We start from the raw sequence: 18,418 nt of genomic DNA, 5'->3' as shown, positions 1-18,418 counted from the left end.
CAGATTTTATGAACGTGGACAAAGAGAGTTTTTATCCCTTTCAAAACAAAAGCTCCCACCGGCAAATGCAGCGATGGGAGCTTCTTTTGGAAAAACTATCGAGTTTTTACTTCAAGTCCGGATTTACCACAACAGTGGAGAGATCGAATCTTAGCGGAATGTTATCCAGTATCTCAAACAGCTCATCCTTAGTCGCGGCTCTCAACATATCTATACGGGTCTGCTTAAAATCCGGTATCCCCTTAAAAAGAGGTGTGGCTGCAAGATGCCTCCGAACGTGCAGAATGCCTCTGCGTTCGTCTGTCTTCAGGATGCTCTCCTCTATCTGGCGCTTGAGGATGTCTATATACCATGAGAAGTGGTGCGCCGGAGCTTCTTTGCCATCGAGCAAAGCACGCATCTCTTCAAAGCACCACGGTCTGCCTATACTCGCTCTGCCCACCATCACAGCATCTACTCCGGTCTCCCGAAAGCGTCTGAGAGCATCTTTACCGGAGACAACATCTCCATTACCGATGATCGGGATAGAGATACGAGGGTTTGACTTCACTCGCGCAATGGGTTCCCAGTCCGCCTCACCGGTGTACATCTGACTCCTTGTACGCCCGTGTATGGTAAGGGCAGCAGCACCGGCATCTTGAATTTGTTCTGCCAAATCCTCTATGATGATATTTTCCATATCCCAGCCGAGCCTTGTCTTCACGGTAACCGGAAGGGATACAGCCTTGACGACAGCCGCTGTAATCTCCAGCAGGAGAGGCGGATTCTTGAGCATTCCGGAGCCACAACCTTTCCCGGCAATCTTTTTCACGGGACAGCCGAAATTGATATCTATAATATCCGGTCCGGCTTCCTCGCATATTTTGGCTGCCTCCACCATTGTCTCCGTATCCCGTCCGTAAATCTGTATTGCCACGGGGCGTTCGCTATCCTGTACCTGCATCTTGATCACGGTACTCTTGATATCCCGTATCAGTGCATCTGCCGAGACAAACTCGGTATAGACCATAGCCGCACCGAAAGCCTTGCACATGTGGCGAAAAGAAGAGTCCGTAACATCTTCCATCGGTGCCAAAAGCAGAGGATATGCCCCTAAATCTATATTTCCTATCTTCATTCGCTTTTTCAGGAGAGAGCCTATCTCACTCTCTCTAATGCTTTGTGTATATTGTCGCAGACGTTCTCACGTCCCAGCTCGTCCAGCAGTCCGGACTGCTCCAACTCCTTGTACACTTCGGGCTGTACGCCGGAGAGGACAAGATGAATGCCCTGTTTCTTATGAAAGTCCGCCATCATGCTAAGGTTGTGAAGCGCTGTACTATCCACAAAAGGCACTCTCCGCATCCGCACAATACGAGCCGTAGGTTTGTGATGCACCTGACGCATGGTTTCGTCGAAGCTGTTTGCCATCCCGAAGAAGAATGGTCCTGCTATCTCGTAAACATCCACCCCGTCCGGAACATCCAGCACCTCTTTGCGGTCTGTATCGGAATGGGAAAGAGCATCGAACTGTTTGTCGTGGCGAGTGATACCGGTTGCTTTCTGCAATCTTCGCATGAAAAGAAGTACGGCAAGCAGCATCCCTATCTCAATGGCTACCGTCAAATCTATGAGAACAGTGAGGAAAAAGGTTACGAGAAGAACGATTATATCACTCTTCGGGCCCTTAAAAATAGCCAGACATGAACGCCATCCGCTCATGTTATACGATACTATCACGAGCACTCCGGCAAGAGTAGCCAATGGGATATAGGCAGTAAGAGGTCCGAGAAAAAGGAGGATGGCAAGCAGCATGACAGCGTGTACAATGCCGGCAACAGGTGTTCGTCCGCCGTTGTTGATATTGGTCATCGTGCGTGCTATTGCGCCTGTTACGGGGATGCCACCGAAGAAAGGCACCACGACATTAGCGGCTCCTTGCGCTATCAACTCTACATTGGAGTTGTGCCGAGCACCGGTAACCCCATCCGCCACAGAGGCTGAGAGCAGACTCTCTATAGCACCGAGCATGGCGATGGTAAAGGCTGAAGGGAGAAGTTTTTTCAGTGTAGCCACACTGAGATCCAGAGTCTGAAACTCCGGAAGACCCGATGTGAATGTAAAGTGATCGCCTATGGTAGCCGGAGCATTGGGCATTCCGAAAGAGGTAAGCGCATATCCTCCGAGAGTAAGCACGATGAGAGCCAAAAGCGATCCCGGTATCTGTCTGTGTATCTTGGGAGCATAGACAATGGTCAGCACCGCTAAGACAGTGAACAGAAGCGACCACGGATTCCAACTATCGAGATGAGCGAAGTAGGTCTGCCACTTCCCGATAAAATCTCCCGGTACACTCTCGATCTGCAATCCCAGTATATCTTTCACCTGAGTGGTGAAGATGGTTACCGCAATACCTGCCGTAAAGCCGAGAATAATGGGATAGGGGATGAAGCGGATCACCGTTCCCAAACGCAGAAAGCCCAGCAACATCAGCATTGCCCCCGCCATCACCGTAGCCACAGCAAGTCCGGCAATACCAAACTCCTGAATGATGCCAAAAACAATGACGATAAAAGCTCCCGTAGGACCGCCTATCTGTACGGTGGAACCACCAAGAGCGGAAACGATAAAACCTCCGAGAATGGCTGTGATAATACCTTCGGTCGGACTTACACCGCTTGCTATCCCGAAAGCAATGGCCAACGGCAGAGCCACGATGGCAACAATGATACCTGCTATAAGGTCTTTGAAAAATTTCTCTTTCGTGTATCCTTGAAGAGAGTAGTAAAGTTCCGGAAGTCCTATCCGTGCAATCTTCTCTTTAGACATGATTCTCCTTTTATTCGTTATACTTTACCTGTGTGTCCGAACCCTCCTGCTCCTCTCTCCGAGTCGGTCAGGCTTTCCACTTCGTCCCACTCCACTCTCGTGTAAGGGGCTACAACCATCTGGCAGATTCGCTCTCCCGGTTGAAGCGTGTATGCTCCTTGAGAGAGGTTGATGAGAATGATGCCGATCTCTCCGCGATAATCCGCATCTATCGTACCCGGTGTATTGACAAGTGAAATGCCATGCTTGAGAGCCAAACCGCTTCGGGGTCTCATCTGAGCCTCGTATCCGCGCGGAAGTTCTATAAACAGCCCGGTGGGGATAAGCCTTCTTTCCAAAGGTTGAAGCGTAAGAGGCTCTTCTATGTTTGCTCTCACGTCCATCCCTGCCGAGTCCAATGTCCCATATTCGGGGAGTTCGTTCAAGGTCTTGCGCACAATGCGCACACGCACTTTATCCATGTTGTTGTCTATTATTCCTGTTCTTTCAGCTCCACTTCCCTTCCATCCTGGGTTATCAGAAGTGCCGGAGCACCTGGCTCCGTAACGTAACCTACAATGGCAATGCCTTCCATCTGCTCTATCACATCCTTAAAACCCAACGGAACAGTAAAGAGCAGCTCATAATCTTCACCGCCATAAAGAGCAGCAGAAAAGACATTGATGCCGATCTCTTCCGCCATTGAAGCGGTCTCATAATCTATCGGAAGACGCTCCTCGTAGAGCTTCATTCCCACGCCGGACGCTTGGGAAAGAGCGAGCAGATCGCTTGCGATGCCCTTTGTAACATCTATCATGGAGGTGGGTTTCACACCTGCAAGAGAGAGCATATCCATAATATCGAAGCGAGGTTGAGGTGTAAGCTGACGCTCCAACAGGTAGGTGCGATCTCCAAGATCGTGTTTGTAGTCGCTACTGCCATCGTAAGCCTCCTGCTCTCGTTCCAATGCTTTGAGTCCCATATAGGCTGCACCAAGATTGCCGGATACGCAAATGAGATCGTTGGGTGCTGCTCCTTTTCTGCAAACAACAGTGTCGGGGTCTGCACTTCCAATGGCTGTAACGGCAATGGTAAAGCCTGCAACGGATGGCGCAGTGTCTCCACCGAGGAGCTTTACACCAAAACGCTCTGTTGCAATCCGGATACCTTTATAGAGTGTCTCCAAATCTTCCACCTCCCACTGTGCCGTAACACCGATGGCAACGGATATATAAGCCGGAGTGGCATTCATCGCAGCAAGATTGGAAAGGGTGGTCGCCACCGCTTTATAGCCCAAGTGATGGACGGGCATATAGCGAAGATCGAAATGAACCCCCTCCAACATAAGATGCGTGGCGGTAACGCCCATACCTTTAAGGTCGAAGAGTGCAGCATCGTCCCGGTTGTCAAGGCCTTCAAATGATGCTGTAAGTCTGTCTATAAGAGCATTAGCTCCTATTTCTGATATTTGCATGGTGTAGAGATTGAATTTTTATTCTTTGGCGGAAGCCGAAAGAAAGCTCCGACTTTTCTCTGCAAAATTAGCCAATTAGATAGTATTGAGCAATTTTCTTATCGGAAGAGCTTAGGAGAGAAGCTGCTCAAGAAAAGATTAAGAGAAGGTCTCTTTGAGGACAGGCAGGGACTTAAGATCCCCTATGCTATGGAGATGAATATCATAGTAAGAGAGCAAAAGATCGAGCAGTCTGCCTCTATCTTCCCGGGTCATCGCAAAGGCAGAAGGAAGAGGATGCTGTTGTAGCTCATGCAGTAACCGAGAAGTGTTGCGCTCCGGTTCGGATGCAGAGAAAGATGGTGCATAGCAGCCCTCTTCTCTGTGCAGGATATAACCGGGGCGGTAACGCGTGTGGTCGGGAGCGATACCGAAATCATCCAACAGCTTGACCATAAGATGAAGATGAAGCGAAGCAAGTACGACATCGGGTTCTTTATCCAGTGCGTCTATCGCAGACAGTATTGTACGGAACAGTGCTCCCTGCTCTTCTCCCTGCATGGGAGCTAAAAGACGATGGAGAAACTCTGTCAGAAAAATAGCGACTCCGTTAGCCACCAACGAGCGTGATGGTGCCGAAGGAATGAGAAGGGGTTGCAACTCTCCCACAAGGTGAATCTGTCTTAATGGTTTGTGGTCATATACCAACTCTACCACTGAAAGCGGAACATACAGAGGACGAAAGCCACTACCTTTCTTGCCTGCCACACGGGGAATCTGGAATGATACCGATCCGAGATTTTCCGTGAAGAGGTGTGCAATGGATTTTGTGTCCGAGTATTTTACAGTGGTAAGCGATATGGCACGAGTGTGTATCTTCATGTTGATTCCGAAAAGAGATTCCGAACAATAGAGGCGAACCGAAATGAGAATGTCTTTTTCGGTTCGCCTCTATCTATTTTTGGTCTGACCTGTTCAGAGTTAAAGTGCTTTGAGAGCTTCTACAAGATAGTTATAGACTCTTTCCACACTTGGGATATTTACTTTCTCATCCGGTGAGTGAGGATGACGGATTTCAGGACCAAAGGAGATCATGTCCATATCCGGCATGACTCCCTGAAGGATACCGCACTCCAAACCTGCGTGCATCACCTTTACTCCCGGAGCTTCTCCAAACATCTTGGTGTAGGTATCTCTCATGACATCCATCACGTAAGACTCCGCATTGGGCTGCCATCCGGAATAGCTTGCGCTCATCTCCACTTTTGCACCGATAAGAGCAAAAGCACTTTCGATAGAGGATGCCACCATCATCTTACGGCTATCCGAAGAGCTTCTGGTGAGGAACTTCACATCCAATTCTCCATTACCAAGTCTGAGATAGGCAAGATTGGATGAACTTTCCACTGTATCGGGGAAGTCGTGTAACATGGTTACAACTCCATTCTGCACTGCCTCTACGGCATGGATAACATTGTCCTGTATCTCTCTTGGTACTATCTGTTTGGGAAGTTCGCACTTGTGTGCTTCCAACCTTACTTCGTTCTCTATTCCGTGATACTCCCTATTATAAAGGTCTCGATAGTCCGACACAGCTTCCCATAGCATATCTGCATCTTCCTCCGGAAGAGTTACGATAGCACGACACTCACGAGGAATGGCATTTCTGAGGGAGCCTCCTTCTACAAAAGAGACACATACACCAAGATCTTCCACTATCTTCTTGAGAAAGCGGAACATCAGCTTGTTGGCGTTTGCTCTACCCAAATGGATATCTACTCCGGAGTGTCCGCCTTTAAGACCATTCAGAATAATCTCCACAGCGATATCGCCTTCCGGAACAGGCTGATTGTCTTCGTAGCTGAGAGTAGCTCCGACATCTATGCCTCCGGCACATCCAATATAAAGATTGCCTTCTTCCTCAGAGTCGAGATTCAAAAGAATATCTCCTTTGCTGAATCCGGGTTGTAGCCCGAAAGCACCAACCATTCCGACCTCTTCATCAATTGTAAAGAGAGCTTCCAACGGGCCATGCACGAGACTCTTATCTGCCATAACGGCTAAAGCATAAGCGACCCCGATACCGTTATCCGCACCAAGAGTAGTTCCTTTTGCCTTTACCCATTCGCCATCGACATAAGCATCAATAGGATCTTTGCTGAAATCGTGAGGAGTACCACTATTTTTCTGTGGAACCATATCTACGTGAGATTGCAGCGTTACCACTTTTCTCGATTCATATCCGGGAGATGCCGGCTTACGCATGATGACATTGCCTACTGCATCTTGTTGTACTTCCACCCCAATCTCCTTACCTATCCGAAGAAGATAGTCGCAGACTTCCTTTACCTGACCGGTAGGACGAGGAATTTGTGTAAGGTCGTAGAAATAAGACCAAACAGACTGTGGTTTCAGATTTTTAATCTCTTGTGCCATAAATATGAGGTTAATGGTTTTAAGTATGAGCGTTAGTTGCGGATAAAAAAGAGTGTAAAAACCCTGTTATCCGAACGTTTCAAAGATAGAAAATATATTTTGACATTCCTAAATTTTTATAGGAAATGGCTACCTTTGAGACCTAATATTTTGAAGCATGAACCTTATAGATACCTCTTTATCTGCTTTATCTCCTTCTGCGATAATTCTGGCACAAGGAGAATATCCCACATCTCCGGCAGTGAGAAAGTTTCTCTATGACTCTCCCAACCTGGTCATCTGCGATGGCGCATCAAAGCATCTCCTTACAGACACGGCTCTTCATCCTAAACTGATCATTGGAGATGGAGACTCTATTCCTGCCGAAATAATGAGGAAGTATGGAGAACTATTTGTTCAAATAGCCGATCAAGAGACCAATGACCTTACCAAAGCAGTAATCTGCTGTAAAGAAAGAGGATGGAGTGAGGTGATGATAGTTGGAGCGACCGGATTGAGAGAGGATCACACTATCGCCAATATCTTTCTTTTAGAGGAGTACAGACGTATGGGAATGACTATCTGTATGGTAAGTGATTATGGCTCTTTCTTTCCCATTGTAGGAAATATCACTTTCAGAGTAAGACCTAAGCAGCAGATTTCACTATTTCCCATCACCGAAAAGCCTTTCTCCACAAAAGGTCTTCTATATGAGATAGAAGAACAAGGATTTTCTGCTCTCTGGCAAGCATCTCTCAATGAATCCGTTGGTGAAGAGTTTGTTATCCGCTCTTCTCGTCCTGTCATAGTCTATGTTGCCAATGAGGTAAAAGGGTGATTCGGGATGAAACAAAAAAGCAAGAAAACCTATATCGTCTGGAGTGGGAAGACTCCGGGGATTTATCATTCGTGGAACGACTGCAAAAAAGAGGTAATCGGGGTAGATGGTGCAAAATACAAATCTTTTGAGGATATAAGCGAGCAGGAAGCAGAGGCGATATTGGAAGCAGGGGCAAGTGCATACCTTTCTACGAAACAATCCTCAACAGAAAGAAAAACAAACAGCATCTCACAAGAAAGGACAAAAGAGCAGGAGGTGGAGTGGCAAAGTATTGCCGTAGATGCGGCATGCTCCGGAAGTCCCGGCAAAATGGAGTACAGAGGAGTATGGACATCTACCGGAGAGTCTGTTTTTTCAAGTAAAGTCTATCCTTGTGGTACAAATAATATAGGAGAGTTTCTTGCCATTGTGCATGCTTTGGCATGGATGGAGCAGCAGGGACATAACTTCACAATATACTCTGACAGCAGAACTGCAATGGTGTGGATTCGCAAAAAAGAGTGCGGGTCCAAGCTTGCAAAAAACAGTAAAACAGAGCTACTCTGGAGCCATATCCGAAGAGCCGAAGAGTGGTTACGAACCCACGACCTGTCCAAGTATAAAATATTGAAATGGGAGACGGATCGCTGGGGTGAGATCCCGGCAGATTATGGCAGGAAATAGTGCTGCAACTATCCCTTTCAGAGAAAAAAGAAGGCATTGAGATTATCCCCTAATCCCAATGCCTTTTATAATCCTTTGCGGATCTTCAATAATGAAGGCCTTCTTCGTAAAAAGTAGAACAATACATCATCTATTGTCTCGCTCGTACACGGATCGAATCTTTCGAGCTGTCTCAGCTAATTCGTCCGATGTTGGAGGAGTCTTAGCCCTATTCTCAGGGCGAAAATCTCCTTCTGAACGTATAGGACCAAGATGAATATGCGCATGTGGCACTTCGAGTCCCATAACAGCCAATGCCATCCGAGGACATCCTGTTACTTCTTCTATTGCTTTTGCTACTCTTTTAGCAAAGCATATAAGTCCGGACAGCTCTTCATCCGTCAGGTCAAAAATATAATCCACTTCTCTTTTTGGAATCACCAACGTATGGGCTTCTACAAAAGGAGCTATGTCCAAGAAAGCAAAATAATGCTCTGTCTCGGCTACTTTGTGGCAAGGAATTTCTCCGTTGATTATTTTGGTAAAAATAGATGACATATATATATGTACATGTTTAACTGAATTTATTCTTGTGATTTTACTCTGTCTCGAAACACAAGCCCTATACTTTTGACACTTTTTGGAGTATCCACATAAGGAGAGCGAGCTCTTTCTATGCGAATCTGAATAACATCTTCAAGGCTTCTGTATTCGATAACATCGGATTCTATATCGGGTTTGTAAGAGATCATATTGCCTCTGAGTCCGAATCGCCTTGCTTCCATTCCCATAGGTCCTTTGTCCGAGAAGTGAAAGAAGTCTATCTGATGTCTTCTGGAAATTTCAAAGATTTGATCTGCGATAAGTTCTCCGGGTGTGAGAGGAGGATCTTGAGTATTTCCAAAGTTGGCACAACCGGTTGTAAAAGCAACAATGGCAACAAAAGTTGCGATAATGGAAAATATCTTTTTCATGACTACTTTCTGTTTTTATTAGATGGATTACAAAATGTTCAAACACTGCAAGAAGGCACTCTATCACTTATGATCGTCATATAGGAGACCTATGCTCCAGACACTTCTTGCATCATCCGGATAGGAAGAGTGTGCCAGCTCGATACGGAGTCCCTTCACGCCTTCAAGGCTGACATAAATCTGCTCATTCTCCCCGTTGTAAGGTTTATAGACCAGCATATTTCTATTGACCGTAAATCTGTGTGCTCTCTGTTCGTGATCAGGTAAATCGGCAAAATGGAAATAGCGGATGTTCTTGGTCTTTACAATCATCTGTATCTGCCGACCTACCAATTCTCCCTGCGTTAAAGGCCGCTGTGAGTCGATGTCTCCAAAATTGACGCAGCCGGCAGCAAGTGTAGCCAACAGGAGAAACACAAAAGATGTTAGTAATTTTTTCATGATCATTTATTCTTTAAAGGTTTATAACGTGTTCACACTGTGTGTCTTCCTCTCAAAGGTAAAGCATTTCTTCTAAAAATCAAAATTCACAAAGGCTTCAAGCCCGGCTTCCTCCCCCTTCCTTTATTTCAGAGTATAAACAAAAGAAAAAATTATCTCCGGACAAAACGACAAATACCTTTAGTGCTTTTACCCAAAACCTTTAGTGCTTCTCCAAAAAAGATTAGGTACTTTTTCCAAAAAGATTAGGTACTTTTTTCCGAAACTCTTCTAACGATAATTGACAATGCAAGAAACGGCAATCAACCTCTCAAGAGAAGAGAAATAGAAATGAGACTAACTGATCTGCCCCCAGTCTCTGTTTTTCTCCATGTATTCGGAGAGTGTTTTATGCAACGGTGCATTGAGAGGATCAGCCGTCAGCGTCGGATCTTTACTCAAGATTTCATCTATCAGATTGGAGACGAACTGTACAATCCGTCCATCCTTTGCCAGATTTGCCATTTTGAGCACTCCACCCACACCACTCTGCTGCGTCCCTTCCAAATCTCCTTGCCCCCGAAGCTTGAGATCCTGCTCTGCGATAAAGAATCCATCGGTACTCTCCGTCATGATTTCCATACGCCTTTTTCCATTATCGGAAAGCTTGTAGTCCGTCATCAATATACAGTAGCTCTTTGCAGCTCCTCTGCCCACTCGTCCTCGTAGCTGATGAAGCTGGGAAAGTCCGAAGCGATTGGCATCTTCTATCAACATGATTGTGGCATTCGGGACATTCACTCCCACTTCTATTACCGTTGTGGAGACCAATATTTTGTCTTGGGCAGAAACAAATCTTTTCATCGCTTCCTCTTTATCTTTGGACTTCATCTTGCCGTGCACGAAACCAATGGGGATATTCGGGAAGCGACTCTTGAGCTCTTCATAACCGGTCTGAAGATTCTTCATATCTGTCTTCTCGCTCTCCTCAATAAGTGGAAAAACCACGTATGCCTGCCTTCCATTGGCAATCTCTTGCTCCATGAAGCGATACACTTCCGATTTGTGAGCAGGATAGCGATGGATTGTTTCTATGGGAGTCCGTCCGGGAGGAAGCTCATCAATGACCGAAACGTCAAGATCTCCATAAAGAGTCATTGCCAGAGTTCGAGGTATGGGCGTGGCACTCATGATGAGAACATGCGGAGGAATAATACGATTCTTGTCCCACAACTTGGAACGATGCTCCACGCCAAAACGGTGTTGCTCATCAATGACAGCCAAACCGAGCCGGTTTATCTGCACGTTCTCCTCTATGAGTGCGTGGGTTCCTATGATAATATGTACACTCCCATCTCGAAGACCTTGATGGATCTTTTCTCGCTCTTTCTTTCGAGTAGAGCCGGTAAGCAAAGCCACATTGATAGAAAGATCTCCCAAGAGAGAACGTATCGTTGCGGTGTGTTGGATTGCCAAAATCTCTGTCGGCGCCATCAGGCAAGATTGGTAACCATTATCTGCTACAATGAGCATGGAAAGAAGAGCCACCATAGTCTTTCCGCTCCCGACATCTCCTTGCAAAAGCCGGTTCATCTGACTTCCGCTCCTCATGTCGTCATATATCTCCCGAACAACCCTTTCTTGTGCTTTGGTCAAAGGAAAAGGAAGCTTTTCATTGAAAAATTGATTAAAAAAGTGTCCCACTCCATGTATCGGAAGACCTGCCTCTTCGGTATGACGTTTCTCTGCAATGTAACGCATTCTAAGCCGTATCCAAAAGATCTCTTCTGCTTTGAGTCGCATTATTGCGCGCCGAAGTCTGTCTTCATCAGTGGGAAAATGTACGGCTTCCAATGCTTCCCAACGAGAAAGCATATTATAACCTTTCGTGATATAATCCGGCAAAGTATCAGGTAAATGATTGGTACGCACAATATCTATAAGCCTTGAGATCGCATCCCTAAGAACCTTAATGCTTATCCCGACTTTCTTCATCTTCTCCGTAACAGAGTAAACCGGAAAAAGAGTTCCTGCCTTGAAACGTTGAGAAGTAGCATCGTCCAGTTCCGGGTGGACGATACTCCAACCTAAGCCAAAACGGGATGGCTTACCAAATATAATATACTCAACATTCGGCTTTATCTGTTTCTGGATAAACTTTATGCTGTTGAACCAAATGAGTTCAACCTCTCCCGATGAGTCTAAAAATCTTGCAACAAGCCTCTTCTTTCTTCCCTCTCCTTCTATGTGTGGGTCAATGATGCTTCCTTTGAGTTGGACATAAGGCATCTCTTCACGAATCTCTCCGGTAGAGTAAATGTGTGTCCTGTCTATATGACGGTAAGGATAGTACTCCAAAAGATCTCCAAACGTAGCAATTCCGAGCTCACTACGGAGAGTAGAAGCACGAACATCCCCCATTCCGGGAAGATACATAATAGAGGTTTGAAGTAGGTTTTCCATCTTGTACAAAGATAGTGAAAGTGGATATTTTATTATCTTTGTGCCTGTAACATAATACGTTTGTTTACCTCTTATGACTGCAGCTAATACCTCTGACCAGTACGATGAAATAGTGCGTCAGTGTCGTAGGATTTTTGAACTTAAACTATCTGACTACGGAGCTTCTTGGAGCATCATGCGTCCCACTGCTATTACGGACCAAATGTTCATCAAGCTCAATAGGATAAGAACAATAGAAGAAACGGGGACTAATCTTGTCAACGAAAGCTCTACCGGAGAGTTGATTGCTCTCGTAAACTATGGAGCCATTGGCCTCATTCTTTTAGAGCATGGCGTACGTGCCACTCCTGAAGAAGTCTCATCAGATCAGGCTCTCGAATGGTACGATGATTATCTGGGCAAAGCAAAGTCCTTGATGCAGAAAAAGAATCATGACTATGGTGAAGCATGGCGCAATATGCGCTTAAGCTCATTGACAGATTTGATGCTCACAAAAATTTTCAGAACCAAGCAGTTAGAAGATCATCCGGGGGTAGCCAAAATATCGGAAGGCATAGATGCCAACTATTATGACATTATCAACTATTCGATCTTTGCGCTCATCCGTATCATCTTAGAGGGAGAAGAACAGAAATGAGCCAACCCATAGATACCTTGGACAGGTATCGTAATCCTATACCTACTTTTGCTATACGAATCGCTCGCCTTGTGGTCGGAGTCTTGTTCCTTCTTTCAGGATTGATGAAAGGGATAGACCCACTGGGGACAGCATATAAAATAGAAGAGTATGGTAGTGCCTTTGGGATTCCGGTAGATGAAACGCTTTCTCTTATCGGCAGCATAGCTCTTTCCACGACAGAATTTACCATTGGAGCATGCCTGCTCACCGGGACATTTCTTTTTTTTACAGCATGGATAACGCTCATGCTGATGACTCTCTTTTCCCTCTTTGCCGCTTATATCAGCATAGCCAATCCGATAACCGATTGTGGATGCTTTGGAGACGTCATTCATGTACCCAACTCGGCAACTCTGGCAAAGAATCTTATCCTTCTCTTCCTTTCTGTCCTTATCTTTCTCGGAAGAGATCGCCCTCGTGTGCTAAGAGTAAAAAATTCAGATGTCATCAATCTTTTCTTATTTATTCTATTCTTTCTCTCCTTTGCTGACACTAACTATCGCAAACTTCCGGCATTGGACTTCAGACCCTACAAGGTAGGCAAGTCGCTCGCAAAACTGAAAGGATACGAAGTAGATTCTACCCTCAAGCAAGCGGAATACGACTACAAGTTTGTGTACAAAAAAGGAGAGGTTGAGATGACTTTTAACATTGATGAAATAGAACATCTCGATTCTACGTGGACCTATGTTCGAGATGCATCGAAACTAATATCTGCGGGAGACATTGCCCCGGCAACAGATTTTATGGTCATCAATAGAGATGGAGTAGAAATCACTCCCGATGTTCTCTCTCCGGATAATAAGGTGATACTTCTGATAACACCCGATATCAGAAAGATGCAGTTGAAAGAGACCTCTCTGCTAAACTCTCTTAACCGTATAGCTAGAGATCAGGGAGGAAGCCTGATGCTCCTTATGAGTAACGATATAGAGTCTGATGAGATAAAAAATATCATTGACAACCTAAATCCGGAATACTCTCTTGCCTACCTTGATGAGACCACAGCCAAGACAGTAATACGATCCAATCCCGGATTGGTTGTTTTGGATGGCAGCATCATTCGTCGCAAGGTAAGCTTTTCAGACCTCTATGATCTTATAGAAGATAAGGAGTTTTCAGAACATCCATTCGATCCTCTCCCAAAGAGTTACGCATGGAAAGAGTTCTTATTAACGTGGTGGAGAAGCATCATTACCTTTGTGATATTTCTCATTCTTCTCTTTGTGGATATAAAGAAAAGAGATAAAGAGAAGAAAGCCATATTACAACAAAAACAATAATTTAGATATGAGAAAAAACATTGTGGCAGGAAACTGGAAAATGAATACCAGCCTGCAAGAAGGTGTTAAGTTGGCAGAAGATGTAAAAAAGGCAATAGAAGGAAAAGACCTCAAGTGTGAGGTAATTCTTGGCGTTCCCTTTACACATTTGGCTTCTGTGGTTGAGGTGGTAAAAGGATCTGCAATAAAGGTCGCAGCAGAAAATTGTGCCGACCATACCTCCGGAGCTTACACTGGAGAAGTTTCTGTAGAAATGATTGCAAGTACCGGAGCAAGCCATGTTATCATTGGACACTCCGAGCGTCGCAGCTATTACCATGAAACAGAAGAGATCCTGAAGACAAAGGTCGATTTGGCACTTGCACAAGGTCTTACTCCAATCTTCTGCATTGGCGAAGTATTGGAAGAAAGAGAAGCCAACCGCCATTTTGAAGTCGTAGAAAAGCAAATTGTAGAAAGCCTTTTCCACCTTTGTGAAAAAGAGTTCGGTAAGATCGTTCTTGCTTACGAACCGGTTTGGGCTATCGGTACAGGTAAGACGGCTACAAGTGATCAGGCACAAGAGATACATGCCCATATTCGCAGCATTGTTGCTAAGAAGTATGGAGAAAGTGTAGCCAACGATCTCACCATTCTTTATGGCGGTAGCTGCAATGGAGGCAATGCTCCGGAGCTGTTTGCCAAGCCGGATGTTGACGGAGGTCTTATCGGAGGAGCTTCTCTCTCTGCCGAAAAGTTCCTTCCTATTATATTGGCATTCTAACACACTACAAATAGGAGTTCTGATAAGAGAGGTTTTCTCAGGCAGAACTCCTATTTTATATAATATCACACAATCCAACTTTTAATCCATTATGAAAAAAAGCAGAACTCGCTACGCACTCTATCGCGCTATACAGTATCCCTTAACTGTCTTGGGAGCGATTCTATTCACATTCATCTTTTCCGGAAGATTTATAGAACAGCTTAAAGAATCCTATATTTCTATTATCATCTGGACATTCGCTCTTTATCTGCTCAGCTTTATCTTCTTTTGGGTCGAGTACGGTATGTCTAAAAACAAATAAATGGAGTTGCCCCGATTTCTTCCCAAAGAGCATCAAAAAGTTTGCCCAAACATTAAAAAAATATTGCTACATTTGACACAAGGTGCAAGAAGGGCATCCGGAAGACTTTAAACATAAATACATACAAGAATGGATCAGCAAAGATTAGACTACTACATTTTAAGCATCTCTAAGTACATTGAGCCTTATGCTTTGAATGAACTTCGTGAACACCTATCATCAAGAGACGACTCTGTCCTATCTCGCCTGCAAGGAATTGAGCTCAGAGACCCGATGATTATGCTTGTAATCTCCATTTTGGGAGGTACTTTAGGTATCGACCGTTTTATGTTGGGACAAGTTGGTCTTGGAGTCCTCAAGCTCTTAACAGGTGGAGGTTGCGGCATCTGGACTATTATCGACTGGTTCCTTGTCTCTCAAAACACCAAGGAATATAATATGGCAAAAATTAGAGAAGCTCTTATGTATGCTTAGTCTTTTGGAGAGAAAAAGAAAAACCTCGGTTTGCTGTTGCGAACCGAGGTTTTTTCTTTGTGGGAATCTTCTATTATAATCTTAGAGAAACTCCAATGTTACCATAGCTTACACCATATCCAAGCTCCAAGAATGCACCAAACATCGGTGTAAAGAAGTACCTCGTACCGACATTGAAGCCGTAGTCAAAGGCATTTCTGTGTTTTGTTTCATTGGCTTCTGTTTTTATACTTTGGAATCTTACTCCGGCATATCCTGCAACATAGGTATCCAACTTCGGGATGAAGCTGTAATGAAGAGAGATACGAGGAGCAGCAAGAATACTTGTTGTGTAGGAGTTTCCGGCAATAGCAACTATACCTCCCATACCAAGGGCACTTCTACTGTCCCAGACATAGTCCGATATACTATATGCAAATGATGCGGAAAGAGGAGGAAGTGTAGAATAGGCATTATTTAATCCCACCCCCAAGTTCCAAATACCTGTTCCTTTCTTGAATGAAGTCTCTTGTGCATTAGACTCAAGAGCAAAAGGTAGCAACAAAAAACAAGCTGCAATGGTTAAGAATAATCTTTTCATGATACTGATTTTGTGTTATACGTTATTTCTCTACTGAATGAAAAAGAGCCTGTGAGCCCTTGCATTCTGCACAAAAGTAACTAAAAAGCTTGACTTGTCAGACAACTCCCCCTGTTTTGGAGGAGAAAAGAAGAGACCTACATCAAATCAGCCAAGCCGACAAGAGCGCCTATCAACCCACAGCAAAGCAGAATCAACCCAATACTTCTGTTGATCCCTCGTATGCTTTTGATGTTAAACCACTGCTTGGCTTTAGTGATTGTTCCGGTTATGAGCGTCCACCATAAAACAGCTCCTACGGCAATCCCTGCCACTCCGATCAACAAGGGCCAAAGATTTTCTGTATCTACATCTGTAAGAAAAGAAAACTGAGCAAACAGACCCACGTAGAGCAACACTATAAGGATATTCGGTAAAGTAAGAAAGAAGCCGGAAGTAAAATCTCTCCAGTAAGGATGCTCCGTCGGGACATCCTCTTCTTCAGATGTTCCCTCTTCTTCTATGGAAGAGCCCGAATTCATCACGTAGAAAGCAAATGCCACGATGAAGATAGAGCCGAAGAATCGAAGCTCTTGAGAGTACTGCTTAATAAAGAAAATAAAGCTACTTACCCCTATAAGCGTTACAACAGCATAAAAGATATCGCTTGCTGTGGCACCAAGACCTGTAAGCAGACCGCTTTGGCGACCTTTGGTAAGCGTACGACGAATACACTCCACTCCAACGGGACCCATGGGAGCAGAGACGATAACACCTATAATTAAGCCTTTTACAAATGTTGCAAGCATAACAAACAAGAGAGCAGAGCCTCACTTGTTTCTGTCTCTGTTCTCTTAAAAACGTTTTTACATCTGCAAAGATAGCTAAAAAGAAAAGTTTGGACAAAGCGACCCTCTCCAACAGAAACGACATAGCCACCGGGAAATCTTATCTCCCGATGGCTATGTTTGCTATTTTCACCTTCTCTCTATGCTTAGAAGAGAAGTCTGTCTGTTCTTCTTAAATCTCTGTCGGACCTGCTTCGTATTCAAAGTTTCCGTTACCGAGACCTTTGAACTGATAAGTAAAGTCTGCATTAGCTCTATTCACACGGATGTTTACCTTAATAATGTAACGTTGCTCTATACCATTTGTCAGAGCCGGCATTTCCGGATATTTATGAGCCAATACGAGTTTAAGACCATCCTTGATACGCTCATACTTCGCCTTTAGAAGAGCTGCCGGATCGAGACCTTTCTCTTCCGGTCTATCTCCTTGTGTCTCTCCGCCATCGAGGTTGAAGTTGTTATAATAGCTGCTTCCTCCGAACCAGAACTCTTCATTCGTCGGATACTTTTTGCTGATATAAGATGGCTTATTTGCTTTCACCCATTCAAAAAGATATTGGAAGTCTGCTTTTTCAAATGCAAACTTAATGGTTGGATCATATACCCATCCCTTACCATTTTGAATGAACTGGGATGTAACCGGAGTTGCTCTTTCTGTTACAGTCCACTTTGTTCCATTGAAGGTATAGTCTTCGTAGTGAACAGAAGTCTTCTTGTCCTTGTAGAACAACCATACCACCACCTTACTGTCGCCTGCTTGAGCATAAGGATACTTCACGGCCAATAGAGCAGGGATATAGTTTTCAGCCGGCATGGAAGAAGAGAAGTTACCATAGTTTGCTCCCATGCTCTTGTACTCTTCCATCGTGATTGCATGATACTTCTTTGCATCTGCAAGCTTGCCATTGATCACGAACCATGTAACATTATCGGAGTTGAGAGATCCTCTGATCACCAAAGAGCGAGGGTTGTTCTGTGCTTTGCTTTTAGCAAGCTCTATCACCTTGTTCAGCTCGTCTGCCTTAAGCTTTACGATAGAGGTTATACCCAATCCTTCAAAGTCTGCCTTCTTAAGTTCCACAAAAGCAGCAAAACCTATTGCTTTAAGATTTGAAGAAGCGGGAAGAAGTTCTTTATGTTCAATGGTGAGCCTGGAGTCCTTACCCCATTCCGGATTTGCCTTTGCGGCAAAAGGAGTAAGATGCTCTGCAGCTGTAAACTTATCACTGAAAGCAGAGTAAGTTCTCTCGTCTCTAAGATTTTTTTCGAGTTGAGCCTTGTAGGCTTTCTTCTCTTCGGGAGTTCCTTGGAATTTTGCAACCATAGAAGAGATATGTCCATCTATGATGCTCTTAAACTCTGCATCCGAAAGGACAATGCTCTTTGTCTTAGTCACATGCTTCTCTTCCTTGTCCAACTCTTCGTATATTCCCTTTGTAGGATTACACGCAACAAGCCCCAGAAGAGCCACGAATGCTAATATATATTGTACTCTTTTCATTGTTGTAATGAC

General features: G+C 44.6%; 21 protein-coding genes. 8 read left to right on the top strand and 13 right to left on the bottom strand.

All coding sequences use genetic code 11. The features are described 5' to 3' along the window. Positions 1-106 precede the first annotated feature (106 nt). The 6 genes from dusB to HQ29_RS03265 all read right to left on the bottom strand — a co-directional run bounded on the left by dusB (position 107) and on the right by HQ29_RS03265 (position 6,676). Complete coding sequence (dusB, locus tag HQ29_RS03290; protein ID WP_036867531.1) at positions 107-1,117, bottom strand: tRNA dihydrouridine synthase DusB; 1,011 nt, start codon at positions 1,115-1,117, stop codon at positions 107-109. Between the two features lie 20 nt (positions 1,118-1,137). Continuing rightward, positions 1,138-2,808, bottom strand: a complete 1,671-nt coding sequence (locus HQ29_RS03285) for a SulP family inorganic anion transporter (RefSeq protein WP_036867529.1) — start codon at positions 2,806-2,808, stop codon at positions 1,138-1,140. Between the two features lie 17 nt (positions 2,809-2,825). Further along, positions 2,826-3,260, bottom strand: coding sequence for a dUTP diphosphatase (gene dut, locus HQ29_RS03280; RefSeq protein WP_036848509.1), 435 nt, complete (start codon positions 3,258-3,260; stop codon positions 2,826-2,828). Positions 3,261-3,280: 20 nt separating this feature from the next. Beyond that, a complete protein-coding gene (thiL, locus tag HQ29_RS03275) occupies positions 3,281-4,261 on the bottom strand; it encodes a thiamine-phosphate kinase (RefSeq protein WP_036867527.1) in 981 nt (326 codons plus the stop codon). Between the two features lie 138 nt (positions 4,262-4,399). Then, a complete protein-coding gene (gene recO, locus HQ29_RS03270; protein ID WP_036867524.1) occupies positions 4,400-5,122 on the bottom strand; it encodes a DNA repair protein RecO in 723 nt (240 codons plus the stop codon). 99 nt (positions 5,123-5,221) lie between these two features. Beyond that, positions 5,222-6,676, bottom strand: a complete 1,455-nt coding sequence (locus HQ29_RS03265) for an aminoacyl-histidine dipeptidase (RefSeq protein ID WP_036791063.1) — start codon at positions 6,674-6,676, stop codon at positions 5,222-5,224. Positions 6,677-6,833: 157 nt separating this feature from the next. Here HQ29_RS03265 and HQ29_RS03260 point away from each other — a divergent pair, with 157 nt between their 5' ends. Both HQ29_RS03260 and HQ29_RS03255 read left to right on the top strand, forming a co-directional pair. Continuing rightward, a complete protein-coding gene (locus tag HQ29_RS03260) occupies positions 6,834-7,493 on the top strand; it encodes a thiamine diphosphokinase (protein WP_052089755.1) in 660 nt (219 codons plus the stop codon). Between the two features lie 6 nt (positions 7,494-7,499). After that, positions 7,500-8,159: a ribonuclease H1 domain-containing protein gene (locus HQ29_RS03255; RefSeq protein WP_036867520.1), complete on the top strand. Its 660-nt coding sequence runs from the start codon at positions 7,500-7,502 to the stop codon at positions 8,157-8,159. Between the two features lie 126 nt (positions 8,160-8,285). Here the strand turns inward: HQ29_RS03255 and HQ29_RS03250 are convergent, their stop codons facing one another. From HQ29_RS03250 to recG, 4 genes are all read right to left on the bottom strand, one after another. Next, the gene (locus tag HQ29_RS03250) at positions 8,286-8,696 is read right to left on the bottom strand and encodes an HIT family protein (protein ID WP_036791056.1); all 411 of its coding nucleotides are present in this window, start codon (positions 8,694-8,696) and stop codon (positions 8,286-8,288) included. A gap of 26 nt (positions 8,697-8,722) precedes the next feature. Next, a complete protein-coding gene (locus HQ29_RS03245) occupies positions 8,723-9,112 on the bottom strand; it encodes a hypothetical protein (protein ID WP_036848278.1) in 390 nt (129 codons plus the stop codon). A gap of 63 nt (positions 9,113-9,175) precedes the next feature. Beyond that, positions 9,176-9,553, bottom strand: coding sequence for a hypothetical protein (locus HQ29_RS03240; protein ID WP_152566478.1), 378 nt, complete (start codon positions 9,551-9,553; stop codon positions 9,176-9,178). 336 nt (positions 9,554-9,889) lie between these two features. Next, entirely contained in the window at positions 9,890-11,995 is a 2,106-nt protein-coding gene (gene recG, locus HQ29_RS03235) for an ATP-dependent DNA helicase RecG (RefSeq protein ID WP_036867862.1), read from the bottom strand. A gap of 73 nt (positions 11,996-12,068) precedes the next feature. Here recG and HQ29_RS03230 point away from each other — a divergent pair, with 73 nt between their 5' ends. From HQ29_RS03230 to HQ29_RS03210, 5 genes are all read left to right on the top strand, one after another. Then, positions 12,069-12,632 carry a DUF1599 domain-containing protein gene (locus HQ29_RS03230; RefSeq protein ID WP_036791045.1) on the top strand — a complete coding sequence of 188 codons (564 nt, stop codon included), beginning with the start codon at positions 12,069-12,071 and terminating at the stop codon, positions 12,630-12,632. Then, a complete protein-coding gene (locus tag HQ29_RS03225; RefSeq protein ID WP_036867515.1) occupies positions 12,629-13,957 on the top strand; it encodes a BT_3928 family protein in 1,329 nt (442 codons plus the stop codon). The genes HQ29_RS03230 and HQ29_RS03225 overlap by 4 nt, the downstream gene beginning before the upstream one ends. A 7-nt stretch (positions 13,958-13,964) precedes the next feature. After that, positions 13,965-14,720, top strand: coding sequence for a triose-phosphate isomerase (gene tpiA, locus HQ29_RS03220; protein ID WP_036791039.1), 756 nt, complete (start codon positions 13,965-13,967; stop codon positions 14,718-14,720). A gap of 91 nt (positions 14,721-14,811) precedes the next feature. Continuing rightward, positions 14,812-15,024 carry a hypothetical protein gene (locus tag HQ29_RS03215; RefSeq protein ID WP_036791036.1) on the top strand — a complete coding sequence of 71 codons (213 nt, stop codon included), beginning with the start codon at positions 14,812-14,814 and terminating at the stop codon, positions 15,022-15,024. Positions 15,025-15,153: 129 nt separating this feature from the next. Further along, positions 15,154-15,498 (top strand): TM2 domain-containing protein, encoded by a 345-nt coding sequence (locus tag HQ29_RS03210; protein WP_036791033.1) that lies wholly within the window; start codon positions 15,154-15,156, stop codon positions 15,496-15,498. Positions 15,499-15,571: 73 nt separating this feature from the next. On the opposite strand, the gene HQ29_RS03205 is transcribed toward HQ29_RS03210, so the two are convergent. Further along, entirely contained in the window at positions 15,572-16,078 is a 507-nt protein-coding gene (locus HQ29_RS03205) for a hypothetical protein (protein WP_036791030.1), read from the bottom strand. A 137-nt stretch (positions 16,079-16,215) separates the two neighbouring features. Further along, positions 16,216-16,866: a LysE family translocator gene (locus tag HQ29_RS03200; protein WP_036791027.1), complete on the bottom strand. Its 651-nt coding sequence runs from the start codon at positions 16,864-16,866 to the stop codon at positions 16,216-16,218. 89 nt (positions 16,867-16,955) lie between these two features. On the opposite strand from HQ29_RS03200, the gene HQ29_RS10580 reads away from it, so the two are divergent. Continuing rightward, positions 16,956-17,081 (top strand): hypothetical protein, encoded by a 126-nt coding sequence (locus HQ29_RS10580; protein WP_262501420.1) that lies wholly within the window; start codon positions 16,956-16,958, stop codon positions 17,079-17,081. On the opposite strand, the gene HQ29_RS03195 is transcribed toward HQ29_RS10580, so the two are convergent. After that, complete coding sequence (locus HQ29_RS03195; RefSeq protein ID WP_036867514.1) at positions 17,078-18,406, bottom strand: hypothetical protein; 1,329 nt, start codon at positions 18,404-18,406, stop codon at positions 17,078-17,080. The two genes, HQ29_RS10580 and HQ29_RS03195, sit on opposite strands and share 4 nt — an antisense overlap. Between the last annotated feature and the right edge of the window lie 12 nt (positions 18,407-18,418).

The sequence above is a fragment of the Porphyromonas canoris genome, from assembly GCF_000765975.1.
Classification (GTDB): Bacteria; Bacteroidota; Bacteroidia; order Bacteroidales; family Porphyromonadaceae; genus Porphyromonas_A; species Porphyromonas_A canoris.
Note: the sequence above shows the minus strand (reverse complement) of the source record. Positions and strands in the feature narration are given on the sequence as shown.

What these genes read in the sequence shown, in the direction of transcription:
- dusB (WP_036867531.1), bottom strand. Translation starts at nt 1,117, where the DNA reads ATGAAGATAGGAAATATAGATTTAGGGGCATATCCTCTGCTTTTGGCA.
- HQ29_RS03285 (WP_036867529.1), bottom strand. Translation starts at nt 2,808, where the DNA reads ATGTCTAAAGAGAAGATTGCACGGATAGGACTTCCGGAACTTTACTAC.
- thiL (WP_036867527.1), bottom strand. Translation starts at nt 4,261, where the DNA reads ATGCAAATATCAGAAATAGGAGCTAATGCTCTTATAGACAGACTTACA.
- recO (WP_036867524.1), bottom strand. Translation starts at nt 5,122, where the DNA reads ATGAAGATACACACTCGTGCCATATCGCTTACCACTGTAAAATACTCG.
- HQ29_RS03265 (WP_036791063.1), bottom strand. Translation starts at nt 6,676, where the DNA reads ATGGCACAAGAGATTAAAAATCTGAAACCACAGTCTGTTTGGTCTTAT.
- HQ29_RS03260 (WP_052089755.1), top strand. Translation starts at nt 6,834, where the DNA reads ATGAACCTTATAGATACCTCTTTATCTGCTTTATCTCCTTCTGCGATA.
- HQ29_RS03255 (WP_036867520.1), top strand. Translation starts at nt 7,500, where the DNA reads ATGAAACAAAAAAGCAAGAAAACCTATATCGTCTGGAGTGGGAAGACT.
- HQ29_RS03250 (WP_036791056.1), bottom strand. Translation starts at nt 8,696, where the DNA reads ATGTCATCTATTTTTACCAAAATAATCAACGGAGAAATTCCTTGCCAC.
- HQ29_RS03245 (WP_036848278.1), bottom strand. Translation starts at nt 9,112, where the DNA reads ATGAAAAAGATATTTTCCATTATCGCAACTTTTGTTGCCATTGTTGCT.
- HQ29_RS03240 (WP_152566478.1), bottom strand. Translation starts at nt 9,553, where the DNA reads ATGAAAAAATTACTAACATCTTTTGTGTTTCTCCTGTTGGCTACACTT.
- recG (WP_036867862.1), bottom strand. Translation starts at nt 11,995, where the DNA reads ATGGAAAACCTACTTCAAACCTCTATTATGTATCTTCCCGGAATGGGG.
- HQ29_RS03230 (WP_036791045.1), top strand. Translation starts at nt 12,069, where the DNA reads ATGACTGCAGCTAATACCTCTGACCAGTACGATGAAATAGTGCGTCAG.
- HQ29_RS03225 (WP_036867515.1), top strand. Translation starts at nt 12,629, where the DNA reads ATGAGCCAACCCATAGATACCTTGGACAGGTATCGTAATCCTATACCT.
- tpiA (WP_036791039.1), top strand. Translation starts at nt 13,965, where the DNA reads ATGAGAAAAAACATTGTGGCAGGAAACTGGAAAATGAATACCAGCCTG.
- HQ29_RS03215 (WP_036791036.1), top strand. Translation starts at nt 14,812, where the DNA reads ATGAAAAAAAGCAGAACTCGCTACGCACTCTATCGCGCTATACAGTAT.
- HQ29_RS03210 (WP_036791033.1), top strand. Translation starts at nt 15,154, where the DNA reads ATGGATCAGCAAAGATTAGACTACTACATTTTAAGCATCTCTAAGTAC.
- HQ29_RS03205 (WP_036791030.1), bottom strand. Translation starts at nt 16,078, where the DNA reads ATGAAAAGATTATTCTTAACCATTGCAGCTTGTTTTTTGTTGCTACCT.
- HQ29_RS03200 (WP_036791027.1), bottom strand. Translation starts at nt 16,866, where the DNA reads ATGCTTGCAACATTTGTAAAAGGCTTAATTATAGGTGTTATCGTCTCT.
- HQ29_RS03195 (WP_036867514.1), bottom strand. Translation starts at nt 18,406, where the DNA reads ATGAAAAGAGTACAATATATATTAGCATTCGTGGCTCTTCTGGGGCTT.